Annotated in this window: 19 protein-coding genes; 15 read left to right on the top strand and 4 right to left on the bottom strand. The window is 43.9% G+C overall.

The window, feature by feature from the left end; genetic code table 11:
• Positions 1–248: 248 nt before the first annotated feature.
• The 6 genes from KXD93_RS15030 to KXD93_RS15005 all read left to right on the top strand — a co-directional run bounded on the left by KXD93_RS15030 (position 249) and on the right by KXD93_RS15005 (position 6,140).
• Complete coding sequence (locus tag KXD93_RS15030; protein WP_258137990.1) at positions 249–1,052, top strand: phytanoyl-CoA dioxygenase family protein; 804 nt, start codon at positions 249–251, stop codon at positions 1,050–1,052.
• Positions 1,053–1,563: 511 nt separating this feature from the next.
• On the top strand, positions 1,564–2,088 hold the full coding sequence (locus tag KXD93_RS15025) for an RNA polymerase sigma factor (protein WP_258137989.1): 525 nt from the start codon (positions 1,564–1,566) through the stop codon (positions 2,086–2,088).
• 12 nt (positions 2,089–2,100) lie between these two features.
• Positions 2,101–2,916 carry a zf-HC2 domain-containing protein gene (locus KXD93_RS15020; protein WP_258137988.1) on the top strand — a complete coding sequence of 272 codons (816 nt, stop codon included), beginning with the start codon at positions 2,101–2,103 and terminating at the stop codon, positions 2,914–2,916.
• Between the two features lie 9 nt (positions 2,917–2,925).
• Positions 2,926–3,786 (top strand): DUF4097 family beta strand repeat-containing protein, encoded by an 861-nt coding sequence (locus KXD93_RS15015; RefSeq protein WP_258137987.1) that lies wholly within the window; start codon positions 2,926–2,928, stop codon positions 3,784–3,786.
• 1 nt (position 3,787) lies between these two features.
• Positions 3,788–4,609 carry a DUF4097 family beta strand repeat-containing protein gene (locus tag KXD93_RS15010; RefSeq protein WP_258137986.1) on the top strand — a complete coding sequence of 274 codons (822 nt, stop codon included), beginning with the start codon at positions 3,788–3,790 and terminating at the stop codon, positions 4,607–4,609.
• Positions 4,610–4,646: 37 nt separating this feature from the next.
• The gene (locus KXD93_RS15005; protein ID WP_258137985.1) at positions 4,647–6,140 is read left to right on the top strand and encodes a serine hydrolase; all 1,494 of its coding nucleotides are present in this window, start codon (positions 4,647–4,649) and stop codon (positions 6,138–6,140) included.
• A 55-nt stretch (positions 6,141–6,195) separates the two neighbouring features.
• Here KXD93_RS15005 and KXD93_RS15000 read toward each other — a convergent pair whose 3' ends face one another.
• Together KXD93_RS15000 and KXD93_RS14995 are read right to left on the bottom strand one after the other, a co-directional pair.
• Positions 6,196–6,588 carry a hypothetical protein gene (locus tag KXD93_RS15000; RefSeq protein ID WP_258137984.1) on the bottom strand — a complete coding sequence of 131 codons (393 nt, stop codon included), beginning with the start codon at positions 6,586–6,588 and terminating at the stop codon, positions 6,196–6,198.
• Between the two features lie 154 nt (positions 6,589–6,742).
• A complete protein-coding gene (locus KXD93_RS14995) occupies positions 6,743–8,812 on the bottom strand; it encodes a beta-L-arabinofuranosidase domain-containing protein (RefSeq protein WP_258137983.1) in 2,070 nt (689 codons plus the stop codon).
• Positions 8,813–9,026: 214 nt separating this feature from the next.
• Between KXD93_RS14995 and KXD93_RS14990 the strand changes: the two genes are divergently transcribed.
• Together KXD93_RS14990 and KXD93_RS14985 are read left to right on the top strand one after the other, a co-directional pair.
• On the top strand, positions 9,027–10,103 hold the full coding sequence (locus KXD93_RS14990; RefSeq protein ID WP_258137982.1) for a serine hydrolase domain-containing protein: 1,077 nt from the start codon (positions 9,027–9,029) through the stop codon (positions 10,101–10,103).
• Positions 10,104–10,182: 79 nt separating this feature from the next.
• Complete coding sequence (locus KXD93_RS14985; protein WP_258137981.1) at positions 10,183–11,094, top strand: CPBP family intramembrane glutamic endopeptidase; 912 nt, start codon at positions 10,183–10,185, stop codon at positions 11,092–11,094.
• Between the two features lie 3 nt (positions 11,095–11,097).
• On the opposite strand, the gene KXD93_RS14980 is transcribed toward KXD93_RS14985, so the two are convergent.
• Positions 11,098–11,712, bottom strand: coding sequence for a response regulator (locus KXD93_RS14980; protein WP_258137980.1), 615 nt, complete (start codon positions 11,710–11,712; stop codon positions 11,098–11,100).
• Between the two features lies 1 nt (position 11,713).
• Entirely contained in the window at positions 11,714–13,705 is a 1,992-nt protein-coding gene (locus KXD93_RS14975) for a tetratricopeptide repeat-containing sensor histidine kinase (protein ID WP_258137979.1), read from the bottom strand.
• Between the two features lie 163 nt (positions 13,706–13,868).
• Between KXD93_RS14975 and KXD93_RS14970 the strand changes: the two genes are divergently transcribed.
• From KXD93_RS14970 to KXD93_RS14940, 7 genes are all read left to right on the top strand, one after another.
• Positions 13,869–15,137 carry an OmpA family protein gene (locus KXD93_RS14970; protein WP_258137978.1) on the top strand — a complete coding sequence of 423 codons (1,269 nt, stop codon included), beginning with the start codon at positions 13,869–13,871 and terminating at the stop codon, positions 15,135–15,137.
• A gap of 46 nt (positions 15,138–15,183) precedes the next feature.
• Positions 15,184–15,732, top strand: coding sequence for a hypothetical protein (locus KXD93_RS14965; protein WP_258137977.1), 549 nt, complete (start codon positions 15,184–15,186; stop codon positions 15,730–15,732).
• Positions 15,733–15,830: 98 nt separating this feature from the next.
• Positions 15,831–16,850, top strand: coding sequence for an RICIN domain-containing protein (locus tag KXD93_RS14960; protein ID WP_258137976.1), 1,020 nt, complete (start codon positions 15,831–15,833; stop codon positions 16,848–16,850).
• A gap of 108 nt (positions 16,851–16,958) precedes the next feature.
• Complete coding sequence (locus tag KXD93_RS14955) at positions 16,959–18,062, top strand: hypothetical protein (protein ID WP_258137975.1); 1,104 nt, start codon at positions 16,959–16,961, stop codon at positions 18,060–18,062.
• A gap of 147 nt (positions 18,063–18,209) precedes the next feature.
• Complete coding sequence (locus KXD93_RS14950; protein ID WP_258137974.1) at positions 18,210–18,797, top strand: hypothetical protein; 588 nt, start codon at positions 18,210–18,212, stop codon at positions 18,795–18,797.
• A 7-nt stretch (positions 18,798–18,804) separates the two neighbouring features.
• Entirely contained in the window at positions 18,805–19,926 is a 1,122-nt protein-coding gene (locus KXD93_RS14945) for a hypothetical protein (RefSeq protein WP_258137973.1), read from the top strand.
• Entirely contained in the window at positions 19,923–20,759 is an 837-nt protein-coding gene (locus KXD93_RS14940) for a hypothetical protein (RefSeq protein WP_258137972.1), read from the top strand. Before KXD93_RS14945 ends, KXD93_RS14940 begins: the two co-directional genes overlap by 4 nt.
• Positions 20,760–20,842 lie beyond the last annotated feature (83 nt).

Genomic DNA, 20,842 nt, shown 5'->3' with positions numbered 1-20,842 from the left:
TTTTTTTCAAAAATATTTGGATGATAAAAAATAATATCTACCTTTGAATTGTCTATTAAATCTATAGATATTATATACATTGAAAATAAAACAACATATCGCCATCCTATCCATGCGAATGCCTAACCAAAAGGCATTATGTTGTAGCTGTTGTTGCTAATTCTGCTGCACTCATTTCAATCCATTTAACGGCACACGGGCTAACCCGCTGTCACTTTTCCGCAACAAGTTTTAATTATACTCTTATAATGTCATCATATAAAAAATTCACATTAGGTGAACATCTTACAAGCGAACAACAGTTATTTTTTAACGAACATGGTTTTATTCACTTTAAAAATTTCATCAAACCTCAAACTGTACAAAATATTATTGATGCCTCGAAACAGGTACAGCAGCAATGGCTAAAAAATGTGGTAAGCAAAGTAAACGGCGTACCCATTAAATATGGAAAGGACCTTGATGGCAGCGACATTGTACAGCGTTTCGCATTCATCAACCAGCATCATGACCTGTTTTCGGGTTTGGCTGACGATCCACGTTTTGAAACCCTGTTACAACTGATTGGACCGGGTGCAAGGTTAGGCACAAGTGAAAAGGACGGCATGGTGCTTAATCACTATGTAAACAGTTCACAAAGCGCTTTTACAAAAATGGGCTGGCATACAGATGGGCTGCGCGATATTTTTCATGGCTCGCGGCTAAACCCAATGCTTAATGTTGGCATCCATTTGAATACCCTGCAACCGGAGCACGGAGGCCTGCGCGTACTGCCCGGGACACACCGCCAAAGCCTTTACCAAATGCTGTTCCGGAAAAAATATTTCCTGGATAATAATGCGGACGAACGGGAAGTGGCCATTATCCCCGAAGCTGGAGATCTGACCATTCACGATGGCCGTTTATGGCACCGGGTAGCACAATCAACCGTTATTGGCGAGCAAAGCAGGCGGAGGGTGATCTATATACCAATAATAGCAGGCAAGTTTGAACCTAAGCACGCCAGCAGCCCTACCGTTTTTTATCAAAAATTTGCAGGCTTAGTAAAATAAAGATATGTTGATCACGTTGATAGTTGTTTATATAACCCGCAGGATCAGAGCGGCAAGGGTTCAGCGGGCCGGGGTTGTTTTATTGCCGATTAAGCAGTAAAGTAATCCTAATGTTAAATAAATAACAATAAAAAGATTATTTTGTTAAACATTATGTAACTGTCGTTTAAACATGTATATTTGTCCCAGTAAAATGCAACAGCTGATCCGGCAGCGAATAAATGGTTCGATTCCATACTTGCAGCTCTTCTCATAATTTAGGTTTATAATTGGTTAGAATGCGCTCCTGCCCATCAGGAGCGCTTCTTGTTTCTATAGGTTTTTGATCCCTGTAAATCACCATACCAATAAACTACTTTACTATTGTATTGCATCTTTCGGACTTTTCGTCTTTCGGACTTCCAACAAAAAATTCTTACATTTCCTGTAACCATTTTATTTTACCGGAGTATCTAACTAAAATTACCATAATTAACTGAACAGATTGAATTCGTTGGCCGACAATACAATCATGCTGAAGGTGAAAGCCGGAGACCTGGACAAAATGGCGCTGCTGTTTGAGCGGTACCACAGGCCGCTGTATGGCTTTTTATTTCACATGACGTATCAACGGGAAACGAGTGAGGATCTGGTTCAGCAGGTTTTTTATAAGATGCTAAAGTACCGGGAAACTTTTACTGCTACGGGCGAATTTGTGCACTGGATGTATTCCATCGCCCGCAATACGTTGAAGGACCAGGGGAAAAGTTTAAAGCAACGGGTAAAGCATGAAAATACGGATGATCTGGCGGAAAGATTGTCCGGCGGCTTAACTCCCGAAGAGCACCTGGAGAAAAAACAGGCAAAGCTTGGCCTTTATAAGGCGATGGAAAAGTTGAGCGACAGCCACCGCGAGGTACTTACGCTGTGCAAGTTCCAGGAGCTGAAATACCAGGAGATTGCGCAAATCCTGGATATTTCGGAGATAGCCGTAAAGACAAGGGCGCACCGGGCCATGCAGGAGTTGAAAAGTATTTATGAAAATACAGAACGCTAAAACAGGAAAAAGATGAAATGTGAGCAATATGAGGAGCTGTTTGCCGGCTGGTTAAATAATGAATTAAAACCGGCCGAAAAGGAAATGCTGGAGCAGCATTTAACGGGCTGCCCTGCCTGCCGGGCGGAGCTGGCGAGTATGCAGCAGCTTTGGGCCATGATGGATGAGGTTGAGGTGCCTGAACCATCTGCCAATATGAAAACCGATTTCAGCGCGATGCTGAATGATTTTAAAACGGCAGAAGCAAATAAAAAAGGAACAACGACAGGAATTAAGGAACAGTTAAGCTGGCTGTGGGATTGGAAGCAAAAGTGGTCGCTGGCATTTAACCTGGCGCTGATTGCAATCAGTTTTGGCTGTGGTTACCTGGTTTTTAATTTAGCAGGAAACAGCAAACAGGATCAGCAAATGGCGGCGTTAACCTCGCAGGTGCATGAGCTTAAGCAAACCATGATGCTGGCGCTGCTGGAGAATCCGTCTGCATCTGAACGGATGCGCGGAGTAAGCTATACCGGCGAGATAAAGCATGCCGATAAGGAAGTGATAGACGCCTTACTATCTACCTTAAATAACGATCCGAATGTGAATGTGCGGTTAAGTACGCTTGAGGCATTAACGCACCTGGCAAGCCACCCGGAAGTTAGGGCGGGTTTGGTTCAATCCATCACCTTACAGGATTCGCCTTTAATGCAATCGGCTATTGCAGATGTGATGTTGAAGTTGCAGGAAAGGCGGTCGGTAAAGTCATTCAGGGAATTGTTGAAACAGAAGAACCTGGACCACGGCGTTCGGGATAAGATAAAGGAAACCATAACACAACTTATTTAAAAAGACATTATGAAAAAGTTATTAATCCCTGTTTTAGCAGGAGTTGGGCTTTGCCTTGCCCAAATTACCGCACATGCGCAAGAATATAAAACGCACATCAGCAAGGAGTTTACGGCAAAAAAGGCAGTTGCGATCTGTAACCTCGATGGTTCGATCAGGGTAGAAGGTTATGCGGGCGATAAGGTGATCATCGAGATAGATGAAACCATTACTGCGGATGATCAGAAAACAGTTGAGGAGGGCAAAAGGGATTTTAAACTCGGCTTTGATCAGAAGGGTGACAGTGTTATAGCCTATACCGCTTACCCATACGATACCCGACCGCACCGAAACTGGAACAGGGGAAATAATGATAACCATATTGAATACCAGGTTAAGCTGCAATACACAGTTAAGGTTCCAAACCAGGTTGATCTGTATGCTTCTACGGTAAATGAGGGCGATATTTTTGTGAAGAACGTTTACGGCGTACTAAAAATTAATAATGTAAATGGCGGGATAGAAATTGCAAATGCAAAGGGCACTACAAGTGCACACACAGTAAACGGACCGGTTACGGTTACGTATTTGCGGAACCCGCCAGAGGCATCGTCATATTATTCGGTTAACGGCGAATTGAATGTCACCTACCCGCAGGATCTCTCGGCCGATGTGCAATTTAAAAGTATGAACGGCGAATTTTTTACCGACTTCTCCAATGCGGAGGTACTGCCAAGCAGGGTAAGTAAAACCGAAACCAAAAGCGGCAGCGGCACCACATATAAGTTGAGCAAGGCTTCAGATATACGTTTCGGATCAGGCGGTAAAACGTTCAAGTTTGAAACTTTAAACGGAAATATTTATATTAAAAAACAAAAACAATCAAGATAAGATGAAAGCGATAAAAATAACAATAGCACTGATAGCAGTAATGCTTATAAATACCAACCTGTGGGCACAAGCAGGCGGCGAACAAATGGTTGTTCCGCTTAGCCAGCCCGGTAAGCCGTATAAACTTGACGTGAGTTTGATTGACGGAGCAATAACCGTAACGGGCTATGAAGGAAAGGATATCATCATAACCGTGCTTGAAAAAGAGGACAAAAGGGGTAAAGTGAAGACACATGATGGTATGCATTCATTATCATCGGGTGCCAGGGCAGAGATCCAGGCTGAAGAAAATAATAATAAAGTTACCGTAAGCGGCGAGGCCGGAAAAAGAACAAACCTGTCGATAAAAATCCCTCAAAATGATGTTACGCTAAAACTTGGAACCGTGAATGATGGCGATATAGTTGTAAGTAACATAAATGGTGAGCTTGAAATAACCAATGTTAATGGCGCGATTAAGGCTACCAGCGTATCCGGCTCAGTCGTGGCCAATACGGTCAACGGCAACGTAATAGTAACCTTTAGAAGTATCGACCCCAAAGCGCCTATGGCTTTTACAACGCTTAACGGCAATGTGGACGTCACGTTCCCGGCCAGCCTTAAAGCCAACGTTAAACTGAAATCAGACCGCGGGGAGATCTATACTGATTTTGATGTGGCAACTGAACAGCATAAACCAACGGTAACCCATACAAACGGCAGCAAGGGCGGCATGTACAGTGTGAAAATAGAGGATTGGGTATACGGCAAAATTGATGGCGGCGGCCCCGAGATGATGATGAAGAATATGAACGGTAATATCTATATCCGGAAGGCGAAATAGGTAAATGGTAAGCTTAATTATCAACCATACATAAAACGTGAAAAAGCTTATTTTAGTAATTGTCGTGCTAAGCCAGGCAACGTGCATCGCCTTTGCTCAGGATAGCCAAAAAATCGATACCATTGTTGACCATGCGGCGCGTGATTTTATAAAAGGTAATTTGTGGATTGGGTTTTCTGCCGGAGTTATTAAGGATGGTAAAACATATCAATATAACTACGGCAGTATTAAAAAAGATGAAAACCAAAAACCAACCGGACAAACGCTATATGAAATTGGCTCAATAACCAAAACATTCGGGAGCCTTTTGCTGGCTCATGCAGTATTGGAGAAAAGGGTAAAACTGGACGATGACATCCGTAAGTACCTGAAGGGAAATTACCCCAATCTTGAATATAAAGGGAAACCAATTCAACTGCTTCACCTCGTAAATCTTACTTCGCGTCTGCCTGATAATTTGCCTGATAAGCCAGACGCATTTAAGAATCTAAGCCCGGATTCCATGTCTTTCGCCATGGCCAAGCTGCACAACGGTTACACAAAGGAAAACCTGCTGGCAGATTTGCACAAAGCCAAAGTGGATACTGTTCCGGGAATAATTCCGGCGCACTCTAATGTAGCAGCTCAGCTACTGGGCATAATCCTGGAAAATATCTATCAAAAACCTTACGAGGAATTGCTAAGGGAATACGTTACCGGGCCGCTTAAAATGGACCATACTTTTATGACAGTCCCGGCAGATAAAGCAGGTCTTTTAGCTACAGCCTATAACGACAAAGGGATGGCTATGCCGTATATTCCGAAAGATGCGTGGGCTGCCGGTGGTTTACATTCGAGCATAGATGATATGATAAAATATATAAGATTTCAGCTTGATGAAAAGGATCCTGCAGTAAAAATGACGCATCAACCTGTATGGGGAGATGTGAATACTTTTGCGCTTGGACTAAACTGGTTCATTAATAAAACGGGAGACGGAAAGCTAACCATCCACGATGACGGAACCACCCTGGGCTTTACCACCTATTTTATGCTTTACCCCGAAATGAATTTTGGAGTGGTTTTATTGGTGAATCAATTTTCTCAAACTGCAAATAATGATCTCGGTAAGATAGCTGAAAAAATCTTCAACGAAAATTATTATACTCCGGCGCAGATTGCATCTGATGGATTTGGCTTTTCACCTGCAATAAATCAACTGCTGGCCGAATTGGAGAAAAGAGGTTTTGATAAGGCCATTGAAATAGTTGGCGAACTAAAGAAAGATAACCCCGGTTTTAGCCTGGTAGAAAATGATGTGAATAACTGGGCATATAAACTTGCAGGAAAAGGTAAAAAAGAGCAGGCTTTGCAGATCTTTAAGTTAAATGTTAGCCTTTACCCCGAAAGCTATAACACCTATGACAGCCTTGCCGAAGCTTATGAAAATATGGGGGATAAGGAACTTGCCATTAAAAACTTCAAACGTTCGTTGGAGTTAAACCCTAAAAATACAAATGGTACAGAACATTTGAAGCACCTGGAGGAATGAATAAGCAAGCTTTGACAACTTTCTGAAAGTTGTCAAAGCTTTGCCATTTCGTAAATTAAAAAGGATTATAGCCGCTTAATATGTTAATCAGTCGATTGTTAATTAGGGTGCTGAGTGTGCCATTAATATAGCTGATCCAAATTGCTTCGGGCTCATCATAGGGCGTAGCTTCATAAAGGTCAGGATCGTCTTTTCCTTCATCGAGATATACAAATAAAAACTTATCTCCACCGTACATATCTACTGCGAAAAAAGGCCTGGAAATTTGTCTGTCGTTATCTGCTAATAGGCTTTCCCGCACCCACTCCTGTAATTCATTTTGTGAATCGTTAGGCCCATAGTCTAAAACATAACAATTTTGTCCTGCTATGTATAAAAGTTCTCTCAGCACAGTAGGGAAAGGCCTGCCACCATTGTAGCTTGCCTCCAAAGCTATTATTTGATCCATTGACAATGGTTCAAGTTTCCTAGCGACACTCGAAAGCGTTGACGTAACAGTTAGATTGTTACTGAGTTGAGTTAAATATTTGATATTCATTTTTATTGAATAATTTAACTTTGACTACCTCTTAAAGGTTATCCAATCTTTTTCCGCTAATATTTTACTGTACTACAGGGAACGATGAGATCCTTAACCTTGCCCCACCCATAGGCACCAGTGTAATACTTGTTTTTGGCTCTTCGGTTTTAACCGGGCTAACCGGTAACAATCCGCATAGTCCGTATTGATCTATCTTCCAATCCGGGATTTGTTTGCCTTTTGCTAATAACCTTATGGGTGCATTGTCGTTAGTGAACGGGTTGCCATCAGCAGGCCATGCTCTTTTCTCCACCCTAAATGACTCGGCAGGATCTGTCTTATTCAGTAACAGGCCATAGTTCCATGCAGATGCCGGGTAGATCTCAAACACGGGCCATTTCGCAGGGTCGGCAGTTGGCTGCCATTTGGCATCGGCCACTGCTATGTCCTTACTATTGGTGCTCTTTACATATTTCTCATCAATTTTTAACGAGAAGGTAAGCGGGCCATAGTTTACACTTACGCTGTTTTTGTTCTTTTCCCATTCACGGGTTTGGATCTTCATTGGCAGCTGCAAGGTAATGCGGTCACCGTTTTTCCATTTGTTGTTCAATTTAATATATTCACCGCCTTGCGCATCAACCGTAATAGATTTGCCATTCACCTCTACCATTGCACCATTACACCATGCCGGAATACGTAAGTAGATAGGAAATGAATTAGCACCGTCGGTTGTTACTTTCATATCGATCTGGTCGTCAAAGGGGTATTTAGTTGTTGTTTCAATGGTTACATGTTTGCCATTGCCTGCCTTTGCGGTAACTGAGCCCTCTGAAAATAGTTGGGCTGCAAGGCCGTTATCCGGTGTTGCCATCCAGCTGTTTTCGGCGTAGTAAACCCAACCGGCCGAGTGGTTATGCTGGCAGCAGCGGCTGCTGAACGGGTTCATATTCAGAAATGGTCCGTCGTTGTCAATACCTGGTGCGTGATTTTTGCTGTCGCTTACCACCATGTTAGGTGCTGTTAAGTAACGCAGGCCCCGGTAATCGGGGGTAAATGCAGCCGGGAAGGTATTGAAAGCTACATCTTCGCAGTTATCAGCCCAAAAGGTATCGCCGGTGTATTGCAATAAAAACTCATCCGAGGTCATTTGTTCAACCATGCCGCAGGTTTCAACTGCCTGGCGCGGGTCATCATAACCCTTGCGTGCATTTTCATCAGCGCCAAACATCCCGCCCGGCACCTGTCCATAAATATCACGGACCAGTTTAAAGTCGTTATAAGTAGCTTGCAGGTCTGCCGGGTTTTTGCTCTGCATCCAGAAAGTTGCCGGTTCGCGGAACGATTCAGCAACGTTTACATTATGCCAGTTGGGCAGGTTATTTGCCTGACGCCAATTGGCGGTGTTTTTATCGATTTTTGTGGCAAGGTCGAGCAGCCATTTTTCGCCGGTACGATTGTACAACCAGTAAACGCTGATGAGGTTATCGCCGCCACGGCTGTTCTCCCAGTAATCTTTCAAAAACAGGTTATCCGGAACGTTCAGCTCATATTTAAAATAGGAGTTCATCAGCTTAATCACACGCGGATCGTTCGAGTATTCGTAATATGATTGCAGGCACCAAAGCATCGGCATATTGCCCCAAAGGTCACGCCTGCCCGGTTTTGTTTCATTTGCCGGGCCAAAATCGCCGTTGGCACGTTGGTTTTTCAAAACCGCTTCGATCCAGAATTTTGTTTCCTTCAGCATTTTTGGATCGCGCAGCATATATGCCATGTCGCCATACCCTTTAAGCCAGTAAGGGAGTTCCTCCCAGCCGTATTTTCCCTTGCCGGTTTTACTGTTCCAGGCGTTATCGGTTTTGGTAAGCCACACGCTGATTTCGCCCAGGTTACCGGTAAGGCCGTCGCGTTGTAGTTCCAGCTGTTTTTTTAACCAGCCGCCGGGCTTTATAGCAGTAACCGGCAGTTTTATAAAATATTGCTGTTTTAACGGCGATTTGTTTGATACATAATAGCTGTTATGTCCACTGTTATCAATTTGTTTCACAGTCGTTGCCGATTGTGCGAACGACTGATTATTAACTGTAGCTAAAAATGTAAAACAGGCTAAAGCAATGGTTTTAACACCAGGAGAGACTTCGCTTTTCATTAATTTTCGGTTATGTATGAACTTCAAATCTAAATAAACAACTGTCTATTCAACAATGTATTTTTAAGATTATTGTACGGATAAATGCCAGTCAGGTCTATTAACCTAGATCCTCATATAGATACTTCACCCTTACATTTAACAGGTTTACCTTAAATTTTGAAACCCGCAGCTATAATTTGAGTAAGTTTATGCTGTAGATAATTCAAACACAATGAACATCCACCGAATATTAACTATTACCTTGTTACTGCTTTGCTGTGGCAGGCTATGTGCTCAAAATAATTTCAAAAAGCTTGATGCCTGGATTGATGACAATGCAGCCGAAATGGGCGGCCGGGCCATTTTAATGATCTATAAAGATGGTAAAGTTGTTTATACGCATTCGGCAGGCAACATGAACCTGAAGCAAAAAATGGCAACAAGGTTTATTGCTAAACGCCAGGGAAAAACCGCCGATATGGATGACTATACTCCATCAACACGGTTGAATATTGCCAGCTGCAGCAAATGGTACAGTGCGGCGCTTGTAATGACGTTTGTTGACGAGGGTAAATTAAAGCTAACAGATACCGTGGGCAAATATCTGCCGGTATTATCTCAACATGGTAAGGGCGGGATCACCATTAGTGAATGCCTGTCGCACCTTACCGGCATCCAGGCGCCTGAATTAAAGGAAAACATAAAGGATGTTGTTAATGCAAATAGTATGGATGAAGTTATGGAAGCCATTGCCAAAATGCCGATGGAGGGAGAACCCGGCAAAACATTCCACTACAGCAATACAGGTTTACAAATTGCCGGAGCGGTGTTGGAAAAGATTAGCGGGAAGAGTTTTGAAACCCTGTTTGCCGAAAGGATTGCCGGGCCACTGAATATGAAAAATACAGATTTTGGAAAAAAGAAGGTTGCCCTGCCAGCGGGCGGGGCCCTAAGCACACCCGAGGACTATCTTAATTTTTTGGTGATGATAATGAATACGGGTGTGTTTAATAATAAAAGGATCCTCAGCGAAAAAAGCATTGCCCAAATGCAGGTAAACCGGCTTACGCCGGATGTGAAAATTGCCTACTCGCCCGCCGAGGCACATGGCCTGGGCTATGGTTACGGCGAATGGACCATGGGTAACAATATAGTTAGCAGCCCGGGCTTATTCGGCAGCTTTCCGTGGGTAAACAACGATAAAAAGTATTGCGGCTTTTTGATGACCTTCTACATAAAAAATACGGGGCGCAATGAGCGTTATTTTGATTTGATGAAGCTGGCGGATGAGGCAGTAGCCCAGCGATAAATTAAAGCCTGCAATTTTTTGTTGAATGAAATAATTACATTTATTGTAATATTCATTATCATCAAAATTTTCATTACGAATGGAACAGCCTGCAAACCAAAGCCGTAAAGCAATCGCTTATTTTCTATTGATCAATTTTGCTATAAGCGCTATTTATTATTTCTTAGTGATTCATACCGGGAAACTCGGCAGTGGATTTGGCATGTACGTTACCGGCCTAATGTGGACACCAGCAATATCGGCATTTATAACCTGCCTAATTCTAAAACGAAAAATCAGCAGCCTGGCCTGGGGCTGGAATAAATCGCGCTACCAGCTATGGGCGTACCTCGTTCCCCTAATATACAGTGCGGTTGCCTATTTAGTGGTTTGGATTGCAGGCTGGGGTAGATTTTACAACACCGCAGCTGTTACCCAAATTGCAAAGGCATTCGGCTGGGACCATTTACCTAATGGCCTGGTGATATTACTTTATTTTATTTTTACCGCGATAATAGGCATGGTGGCAAGCTTATCAACAGGGCTGGGCGAGGAGATTGGCTGGCGGGGATTTTTAGTCCCTGAGTTGTATAAAACAGCCAGCTATACCAAAACGTCACTAATTGTTGGCTTTATATGGGCATTCTGGCATTTTCCGATATTGATATATGCTGATTATAACAGTGGTACACCAGCCTGGTTCGGCCTTACCTGCTTTACGGTTATGGTAGTAAGCATAAGCTTTGTTTTTACCTGGTTTAGGTTAAAATCAGGTAGCCTATGGACAGCAGCCATTCTTCACGCGAGTCATAACCTGTTTATCCAAAACTTTTTTACACCGCTCACAAAGGATACCGGTCATACTAAATATTTTATTGATGAGTTTGGCGCGGTGCTGCCGGTAATATGCCTGATCACAGCAATATATTTTTGGACAAGGCGGGGCGAATTGAAACAATCAGCCGATAGCGACGTGACGGCGCTTGCGGAAGGTGCTCCGGCGATTGCTTAATAACTATATCAAATTATTACTCACCGCAACCTTTATTAAAGCCGCCGTATTTTTCACTTTGTATTTAGATAGCATGTTTTTGCGGTGAAAATCGATAGTGGTAACATCTACGAAAAGGGTTTCCGCAATTTGCGGGTTGGTGTAACCATCGGCAATTAGTTCCAGGACTTCGCGCTCACGGCGGGTTAGTGGCGGGAGATCGTCGGTTTCGGGTTTGCGTAATGCTACCGAGGCTGAGCGACTGAAATAAGTTTTGCCCTTCGCCACTGTTCTTACGGCCTCTAAGATCTCTTGCCGCGATACATCCTTTAAAACATAGCCACTGGCGCCGCTTTCAACCATTTTACGGATAATCCCCGGTTGATTGTTTATACTCAGGGCAATGACCACTATTGCCGGATATTTATCCTTTACCAGTTTGCACAGCTCAATACCGGTTGTGTCGGGCAGGTTAACGTCCATTAGTATTACATCAGGCTGATGGCTTTTTAAAACCTGCATCAGATTTTCGCCGCTGGCGCAGGTAGCCATACAGCACATATCAGGCTCGGCGGTGATGAACGCCTTCACACCTTCAGTAACTAAGCAGTGGTCCTCGACCTGGATTATGTTTATCATGTTACACGGGTAATTGAATAAGTATTGAAGTTCCTTTGCCCCGTTCCGACTTAACATCTATATTCCCCTTCAAAAAGTCAACACGGCTCTTTAAATTTTTATATCCCATTCCGTCAGCAAACGATAAATTCGCCAGCTCAAAACCTTTACCATCATCCTCAACGGTTATTCCCAATATATTTTCCTTAAGCGTTATTTGAACAATGGCTGTTTTTGCCGAAGCATGCTTAACCGCATTGTTTATTAACTCCTGCACAATACGGTACACTGCAATCTTCACAGCCTCTTCGGCAACGAGTTTATCGATATCAAAACTTTGATAAATTACCTTTAACGCGCCGCTATTGGTAACCTGGTGACAATAATCCTCAATAGCTCCGTCCAGGCTAAGTTTAAGCAGGCTTTCGGGCATCATGTTGTGTGCCACCCGCCTTAGCTCAGAAATAGATTGGTCGAGCATGTTCATTGTTTTTTCGAAGGCGGCAGCGTTGTCTGCACTAATAATCATGTTTTGTTTCATACTGCTTAAAGAATATTTAGTACCTGTTAATATTCCGCCAAGCCCATCATGAAGATCCTTGGCAAGGCGGCTGCGTTCAGCCTCCTGCCCTTCCATCAGGGCCTGTGTCAATAATAGTTCCTTTTCTCTTTCCAGTGTCTGGATCTGTTGCTCCTTTAGTTCCCGTTCCGAAATCAGCAACCGCTCCTTGCGGATGCTGTTATTACGTACAAGCCAGCCTATAATTAATAATACCACCAGGGCACAGGTTAATACCACTATGTAAATGGTGCGCGTTTGCAGGGTAAGCTCCCTGATCTTTTTTTCCTTGTTCAGGTTGCTGATCTCGGCCTCTTTTTTTGATACGTTGTATTTGGCTTCCAGTTCCTGGCTATTTTTCAGCATCTGGTCCGAATGTAATTTAGCCCGTAATGAGTCTTCCAATGCCCGGTTATTCTGGTAGCCAGCTATATTACCGGTAAGTAATTCTACATCGCCGAGCTTGCTGTAAACTTTTTGATCGATCCTAACGCCTTTGTATTGATTGGAGATAGCCAATGATTTTTTTAGGTGATCTTTCGCCGAGGGGTAGTTCTTCTTATTAAAGTCGTATAAAGCATAAAAATATTCTGCATCAGCAAGCACCCTGCCATTCCCCGTATCTTTGCACAACCGTACAATTTCATCTGTGTAATTTTTTAATTCGTCGTACCTGTTCTGCAGCACAAAAATATTGTTGTACCCCACCAGTACGCTTAATAGTGATATTTTGTCATTTATCTTTTCGCTTACTGCCTTGGCCTCCTTCAATAATGCGAGTGCTTTATTTAATTTCCCCATGTTTGTATATACCGCACTCACGTTTAACAAAGCCTCTTGAAGTGCGTAGGTGTTATTTATGGACCGGCTAACTTCAATGGCCTTTAAGCCATATTCCAATGCCTTTTCGGGGGAATGCCCGACAGAAAAAAAGATCCCCAATACGTTGGCGTAAACTGCCGCAAGGTGTTTTTTATCGTTGAGCCTTTCATAAGCCGCAATCGACTTTAGATAGCAGGCGTATGCCTGGTCGATATTTGAAAGATCGGTATAGCTCCCGGCAAGGTTATTATAAGCAGCGCCTATAAAATGATCGTTTTTGCTTTTATCAGCAAGCGCTACAGCTTTAAGCGACATATCTAACGCTTCGTAATGCATCCCCCTGAAAGAAAGGATGTCGCCGTAACAGGCATAGTACTTTATTAACCCCGGCGTGCTTTTTAGCTTGACCGCAATTTTATAAGCCAGATTATAATAGTACAATGCTGAATCGGGTTTATTGCCCGAGTAAACGTTATAGCCCAGGCCCATAAGGGCCATCATTTTTGTGCTGTCGTCCATCGCGTTTTTTACCGCTTTAAAATATTTTGATTTATCGGCTGCATTCATATCCTGGCCAACACCCTTAAAGGATATCGCCATTGTAAGCATCAGCAGCAAAAACAGGTACCTCATTTATTACTATATATTATATATATGTCGCAATGTAAAAATGAGATTTATTTTCTCAGAAAAAAACTCCCTTTTTAGGGAGTATACTCTTGACCGTCAACAAAATACTTTTGGATTATAATAAGTATTAAAAACATTCACCAGTTATTTAAAACAAAAAAATATCATGAAGTATTTTAAAATCCTACTTGCCACAATTGCCCTTGGCGCTTTGAGCCAGGTAGGGCATGCACAGATCTTAAAACCCGGAGAGGTGGCCAAAGAGGCCGGCACCAGTGAGGTTAATCATACAGAAACAAGCACCATTGATAATGGCGTAAGCCAGGCTGCCGGTGCTATTAAAGGATTATTTAAAAAGAAGAAAAAAGCTGATCCTGCACCTGCCGCAGCGCCGGCCAGTGCCCCGGTAGGTTTGCCGCCGCCAACGTCACCGGCCATGGGATCACAAACAGGCGGCCCTATATCTGCCTATAATAATTACGATTTTGTACCCGGCGACCAGATTGTGTTTGATGACAGCTTTGCCGATGACCAGAACGGCGAGTTCCCGGCGCACTGGAACCTTGGAGCGGGCCAGGCTGTGGTAAACACGATAGCCGGCAGGCCGGCATTTTTATTAACGGATGGTAACTATGCACATGTTAGCCCGTTAATTAAATCTCCATCTTACCTCGGCGATGCCTTTACTATTGAGTTTGATGAATATAACAGTGGCGGATATAGCCCCAAATTATATTTCTATAGCAGTAACGCCAATGCAACTGCTGCATCAAGCGACCAGGCCAATGTAACTTTCGGAACAGATGTAATTTCGGTTATAAATAAAACGACCGGCCTTGATTTATCAGGCACAATTCCTGCAGATATTGTTGGTGAAAAGTACCTGAATAAATGGCATCACATAGCTATTGCATACCGCAACAATCAGATAAAGGTATATCTTGATCAATACCGCGTTGCGGTTGCGCCAAACCTGGGCACTAAGCCTCATGCATTTGACATTGAGGGTATTGGTGATCCAAACCATCCTATCATAATTTCCAATGTGCGTGTTGCCAATGGTGGCGGCATGAATATGCTTGGCAAAAAGTTTACCGATGCAAAAATAATTACCCATGGGATAAACTTTGATATTGACAAAGCCACCATAAAGCCTGAAAGCATGGGTACCCTTAATATGATAGTTGGTGTGCTAAAGGATAATCCCGACTTGAAATTTGAGGTAGATGGCCACACCGATAATTCAGGCACGGCTGCTCATAATGCAACACTTTCGCAACAACGCGCCGACGCAGTTAAGGCACAGCTGACAAGCATGGGCGTTGACGCAAGCCGGCTTACTACCAAAGGCTTTGGCGACACCAAACCAATCAGCGATAATGTTAGCCCTGAAGGCAAGGCCAATAACCGCAGGGTTGAATTTGTAAAAATGTAATAATCTGGAAATCAATAAAAATTAAAATCACCCAAAAACAACTACCATGAAAAAGAGAGTAATTTATTTAATTATGGTCGCGGCGTCAGCATTTGCTTATTCGTCGTGCAAAACTTCAAGCGACCCTACGCCTGCCAAACCAACGTATAAGTTTACGGTTAACGGAACTACCTACACAGAAACCGCGGGAGCTGACTCAGCTACTTCAATATCAGGCGAAGTAAAAAACCTGAATGCGCTGGGCATAACCGGTCAATCGGCAGACAAATCGGCGCAGGCAGCTATTATATTTTTCTGGAAAGGCACCGCGAGGCCCAAAGCCGGTACTTACACAGTAGTTGGCGATGTTTCTAAAATGACCGCCGGGCAGGTAGGCGCTTTGGTAATTGACAAGGTAACGGTAGCCAAGCAAGGCTTGTATGGCACTACCGGCTTAGACGGTACATCAATAACCGTGGTCGTAAGCGCGGCAGGCAAAATTTCAGTCACGATGCCATCAATCGTTATCAAAGGGACAAACTTTGATAACACAGATCCGAAAAACACGGTAACTACTGACGTTACCGGTACCATATCCGGATCAGGGGGCGAATAAGCAAACCCGATAACAAACCCATGCTTCGCACGGCATAAAAAATTAACAAACCACAGGCCGGGAACCCTATAACCGGCCTGTTTAAACCCTAACGAGAAATGAAAAAGATGTTTTTTTTAATCAGCATGAGTATGCTGGTTTACTGCAGTGTAACTGCACAGCCCGCCACCTTCGCCATAACCGATAAACAGCCCGCGCTGGTTGATGGCCTTGAATTGGGCTACACCATCAAGTCAACCGAAGTTAAAGCCGTTAGTAATAAAGGCGATTTTAGCCGCTATTCGGTAAGCTTTTATGTTCGTAACACCACCAATCAGGGTAAAATAATGCTTTATAAACAGGGTTGGAACATACTGAACAACGTATCGGACCAATTGGCCCAGTTCAATTGTTTAAACGCAACCGGCGCAAGGCTCACATCAAAGGAAGCCATTATTAATGCCGAGGCCTGCAATGTACTGGCGTTAGTTGACAATAAATGCGACCCCAAAAGCAATAAGCAGGAGAAACAATTTGTGCAGATAGGCTACTGGATTAAACCCGGCCAAACCATAAGCACCAGCGCAATTTTAATTACGCCTTTAAATACGCTGCCTGATATGCAGGTAACTTACCTGGCAAGCCAGCTAACACCACTTGCTTCGGCATCAATTGGCGGCCCGCAACTGGTGCCCGTGGCAGGCGGCCAATACAACCAACCGCCGCCGCCCCAGCAACAACCGGCAGACGGGCTTGAATTTGTAAAGCTTAAGAACAACTTTAACAATATGTACCTGAATAACCAGCAGGGCCCACCGCAGGCAACAAATATTGATGCCGGTTGGTGGAGCGCGCAATGGCAGGTACTTGATATCCCCAACAGCCATTACGTTAGCATAAAAAACAGGTGGAAGGAAAATTATCTGTTGGTTGACCAGCGCGGCTACGTTACGTTTACCGACAATTACGCCGACCGTGCAGGGTATTGGACCATGGAAACCACAAACGATCAGAATGTATACCGTTTCCGTAACCTGATGACGGGGGGGTACCTGTGTATTGCCGCCAATGGTGTATTGATCCAATCGAAAACGCCTATTAATAATTTTTGCTCGGGCTGGCTCTTGGAGCAACCGTGATAAATTCTTCAGAACCAAATTGACAAGATTTTAGGCGTGCTGTAAACAGTGCCGGTATTAACGCAGGGTGTTGTTTTTATACGCTGATTAATATATAAACCTACAACAATGAAAAAAGTAATTTATACCTTGGTGTTCCTGGCTGTAGCCAATATGGCATCGGCACAGCTGTTTAACAAATTGAAAAATAAGTTGACCGGCGGCGCAGCACAAAGCGCAAAGAGCCAGGTAACAGGACAGGCCGCGCCCAGTACCTCGACTGCACCTGATGGGACTGCTATCAAGTATACCGACCCTGCCAAGTTTGGTACCATTTTGATGAACTTCTCCCAACAACGCCGCAATGCCAGCCCTGACGGATTTGATATATGGTTTCGGTCGGTTGAAGTAGTGAACAACCAGATTGTTGCCAAAATAGCCGATTATAATATGGCGATGTACAGCTATAAAGGTGGTGTGCTGCAGCAAACGGGCGAAACGCCTGATATGAGCATCCGTAATTCATTAAAAAATGGCAGCGAATGGGAGCAAAGAAGTATAGACTTTACGCAAACTGACCAGGGCCATGCAATAATGAAGGATGGACGCAGTGTATCATCTGGTATGATCCCGGGTAAGGCAGATCAGTCGATGACATTTAACGGGAAAGGACTAGGAGGTTTCGCCATGTTCCAGGTGGCCCATAACGCCGACTCGAGCGTTATTGCTGTATCCGGTGCGAGTTTTACAGGCGGAATGAACTATCATTTAGTTTCGTCAAGCGGATTAAAGGTGCAATTGCCAAAGCTTGCCGGCACAATGCCAATGATAAGCCCCGACGGTAAATCGGTTGGTGCTTTTTCACCCACTGAGATGGTAGTTTACATGAATAACGGGGCAAAGCAGCCTGTTAAGAATACAACGAACAACCAAATGTGGCTGCGCAATACCGGGAATGTTTTTTATGTGCCCAGTTCAAAAGTGCTGGAAAGAAATGGCGCTTTGTTTTACAACGGCTTTAATAATCCCATAGACCTGAAATTACTCTTTTTAAATGCCAATGAAACAGGCATGGCCTGGGAAGGTTACCGCGGCTTGTATTTTTCTGACGGTACCGTTTTTGAAAACGCATCATCGCCTACGAAGGTAGTAATCGACAATAAGGAGGTGATAGTTTTTTTAGATGTTGATCTTTCTAACGGCAACTTATACCTGTGTAAGCATGATTTGTAGCGAACCCAATACCCATGGAGATTGCATTTAAAATAAATGCGGCTTTTCCATAGCGATGGGTTTTAAACCCATCGCTATAACCAACACTGTATTAAAAGTAATTGATTAAGATTTCATCCCGATAGTTAAAATAAATCTATCAAAAACATGAAAAATAAATTTTACCTGGTAGCGCTGCTGTTAGTAGTGGCTGCCACACATGCCCAAACCGTACCATTGCCGCCATTTATAAAATGGGATAATAATAATGCGCCCGGTTGTAAAAATGTATTTGTCACTAAGGACAGCATTACCATGGCGGTGAAAAATAAATGTGTGAGCGAAGGCGTACTTGCCAACTGGCGGCCATCAGTTGGCGTAAGCAATGACCACCTGCATTTTGCCATTCCCGCGAACGGAAGCATCCAGCTTACCATTACCTACAAGTTTAAAGCACAGGGCGGCGATGTGCTATCGTTTTACGGCACGTTTGAGCCTGAAAGTGATAACAGCGATATCGCATTCAGCCGGTCATTGCAAATAAAAAGCGGTGACAAAAGCCTGCCCGAAGCCGGGGGCTATACCCAGGCAGTATTGCTGGTAAATTTTAGCAATGAAAGCGATAAGCCTGTGTGGAATGCCCTTGCCGCACTAAAAGGCTCAATGAACTTTAATTTTAATGTTACCTCAGATGGTGGCGAAACCCACCAGGGCAGCTATGCGGTGATTAGGGAAGTTAAGCTCGAAGTAAAATAAACAAACCATGAAAAAATATTTTAGCATCGTAGTATTTATACTATTATCCGCAAAACTGTTTGCGCAATATCCACCTGACCTGGTACAGGCGATGAGAGGTGGAAGATTCTCGTTAGAAGCCGATAAATCAATTTTGTCGGCCGGTGAGGTTGCTCAACTAAATGTAAATGTCTTTATCCCGCCCGCGGTTGATAGCCACACGGGCGAAGCAACAACTGATGGCCGGGATGTTCACGCATCTGACGCGGCACGTACCCTTGCCAATGCCGGAATGACTTTTGTTTACCACGCGCAAAACTGGAAGATAATACAAGGCGGCGGTTCGATTGACATTACTGATGAGTTTAACATAAGATACACAGCGCCGTCGCAAGCCCCCCGGGATAACACGATTGTGATATCGGTAGACCTGATCCCAACAGGGCACGACATGCCAAAGGTAGTATTGCTGAAGACTTTGTATTTTGAGGATGGTGATAACATATTTGCCTTTAATGTACCTGCATCAGGCATTAACGATGCCCGCTACAGTCAAAAAACCACCGGCGCTAGAGCGTCTGCTACAAACCCATCAACTGTTGCAGCCGTCGACCCTGCCATACTGGCCCGTATCCCAGCTGCTGACCGGGCAAGGCTGCTGGCCAAAAAAAGCCAGGTTGATGCGGCCTTACAATCCAGTGATGTAAACCTGGTGAGCCTTACAAGTAATGCAAATGCTATTTTCGACCCTGCAAATAACGTAACCGTAATAAAGTTTATAGGCCTTGGGCGCGATATGGGCCCGGGCAGCCACACGTCTGCCGGCAATGGTATAATGATGATCACTTATACCGGCGGGTTGACTAAAGGGGTGCATCCTTTTAACGGTAAGTCAAATGCGATATATTTTACCCCTGATATACGGCCGAGCGTAAAGATTTGCGCATGTTCAATGCAGGGAAATCAAAGCCTTCAAAAATTGCATTGCGGCGGCACCCTTACCATTACCAGCATGGATGGCGACTTTATTACAGGCACCATCAGCTCAACCATATGGAACAACAAGACCGGCCAGGATAAAACCTTTAACCGCGGCACCGTATACGGCGTGTTTAAAATAAGGAAAGCATATCAAGATTATCACAGATGAAAAAAATCCCTTTACTCATACTTTTTGCTTGCTTCGCTTTATGCCTGCAGGCACAGAAAAAAGACACAAAGCCAGGTTTTCGGAAACAAACCCCTGCAGAAACAGCATTTTTAAACAACCTGCACCAGGCATTATATTCATCAGTCCCACATACTTACAAGGACTGGAAGACTGCTCCGGAAAATAGTTTTGATGCTATAAAATATTGGTGCGACATCCCAACTCAATGGCACGATTGCACTGCCGACATTCCAACCAGCATTGGCCATGGCGACCCATGGGCGTTGAACTGGCAGGTAGATTTTACCATGCCTGAAGACCAAAGCAGCGGCCTGATGATGGCTGCCATGAAAGGGATAACGGATTATACAAATGGCCGGCAGGTGGCAACCTGCCTTAAAGCGACCAACAAAAGTAAGCTGGAAATTTATGTGTTCGCCAATATTTCATCGGGTGTAACGGGTGCGTTCCCCTTATCTTATTGCGGTAAAACGCCTCCGGTAACTATCTCATTACCGGTATCGGCAACACTTGCAGTAAAGGGCATCCGGTCTGTTGAGTGCCCTATAACGGATGGAGGCCGTGTAAGTCTTTCGGGGAATTATTATGATAACGCGGTAGTATTCCTGGGTAAACCGGTAACCAACAAGGCAACCTCGGCGGGTGACGACGGGCTTACTACAACCCGCTATGCAATAGGGTTCGACAAAACCCGCATAGGTAAGCTGGTGGTTCAAAATATAGTAGTAACATTTAAGGGCGATTCAGCAGATATTGACGAAGCCATAAAGCTGGTTGACTGGAAGAAATTAAGCGACCTGATTGAAAAATAATAATTAATAGTATGGTAATTGATTATCAGTTACTTACGTAAGTCTTAATTTGTTAAAATTGCAAGTATTTGATAATCAAAGTG

The organism is Mucilaginibacter phenanthrenivorans, from assembly GCF_024721155.1.
Lineage (GTDB): Bacteria > Bacteroidota > Bacteroidia > Sphingobacteriales > Sphingobacteriaceae > Mucilaginibacter > Mucilaginibacter phenanthrenivorans.
The sequence above is the reverse complement of the archived record's forward strand: the minus strand, read 5'-3'. Positions and strand labels throughout refer to the sequence as shown.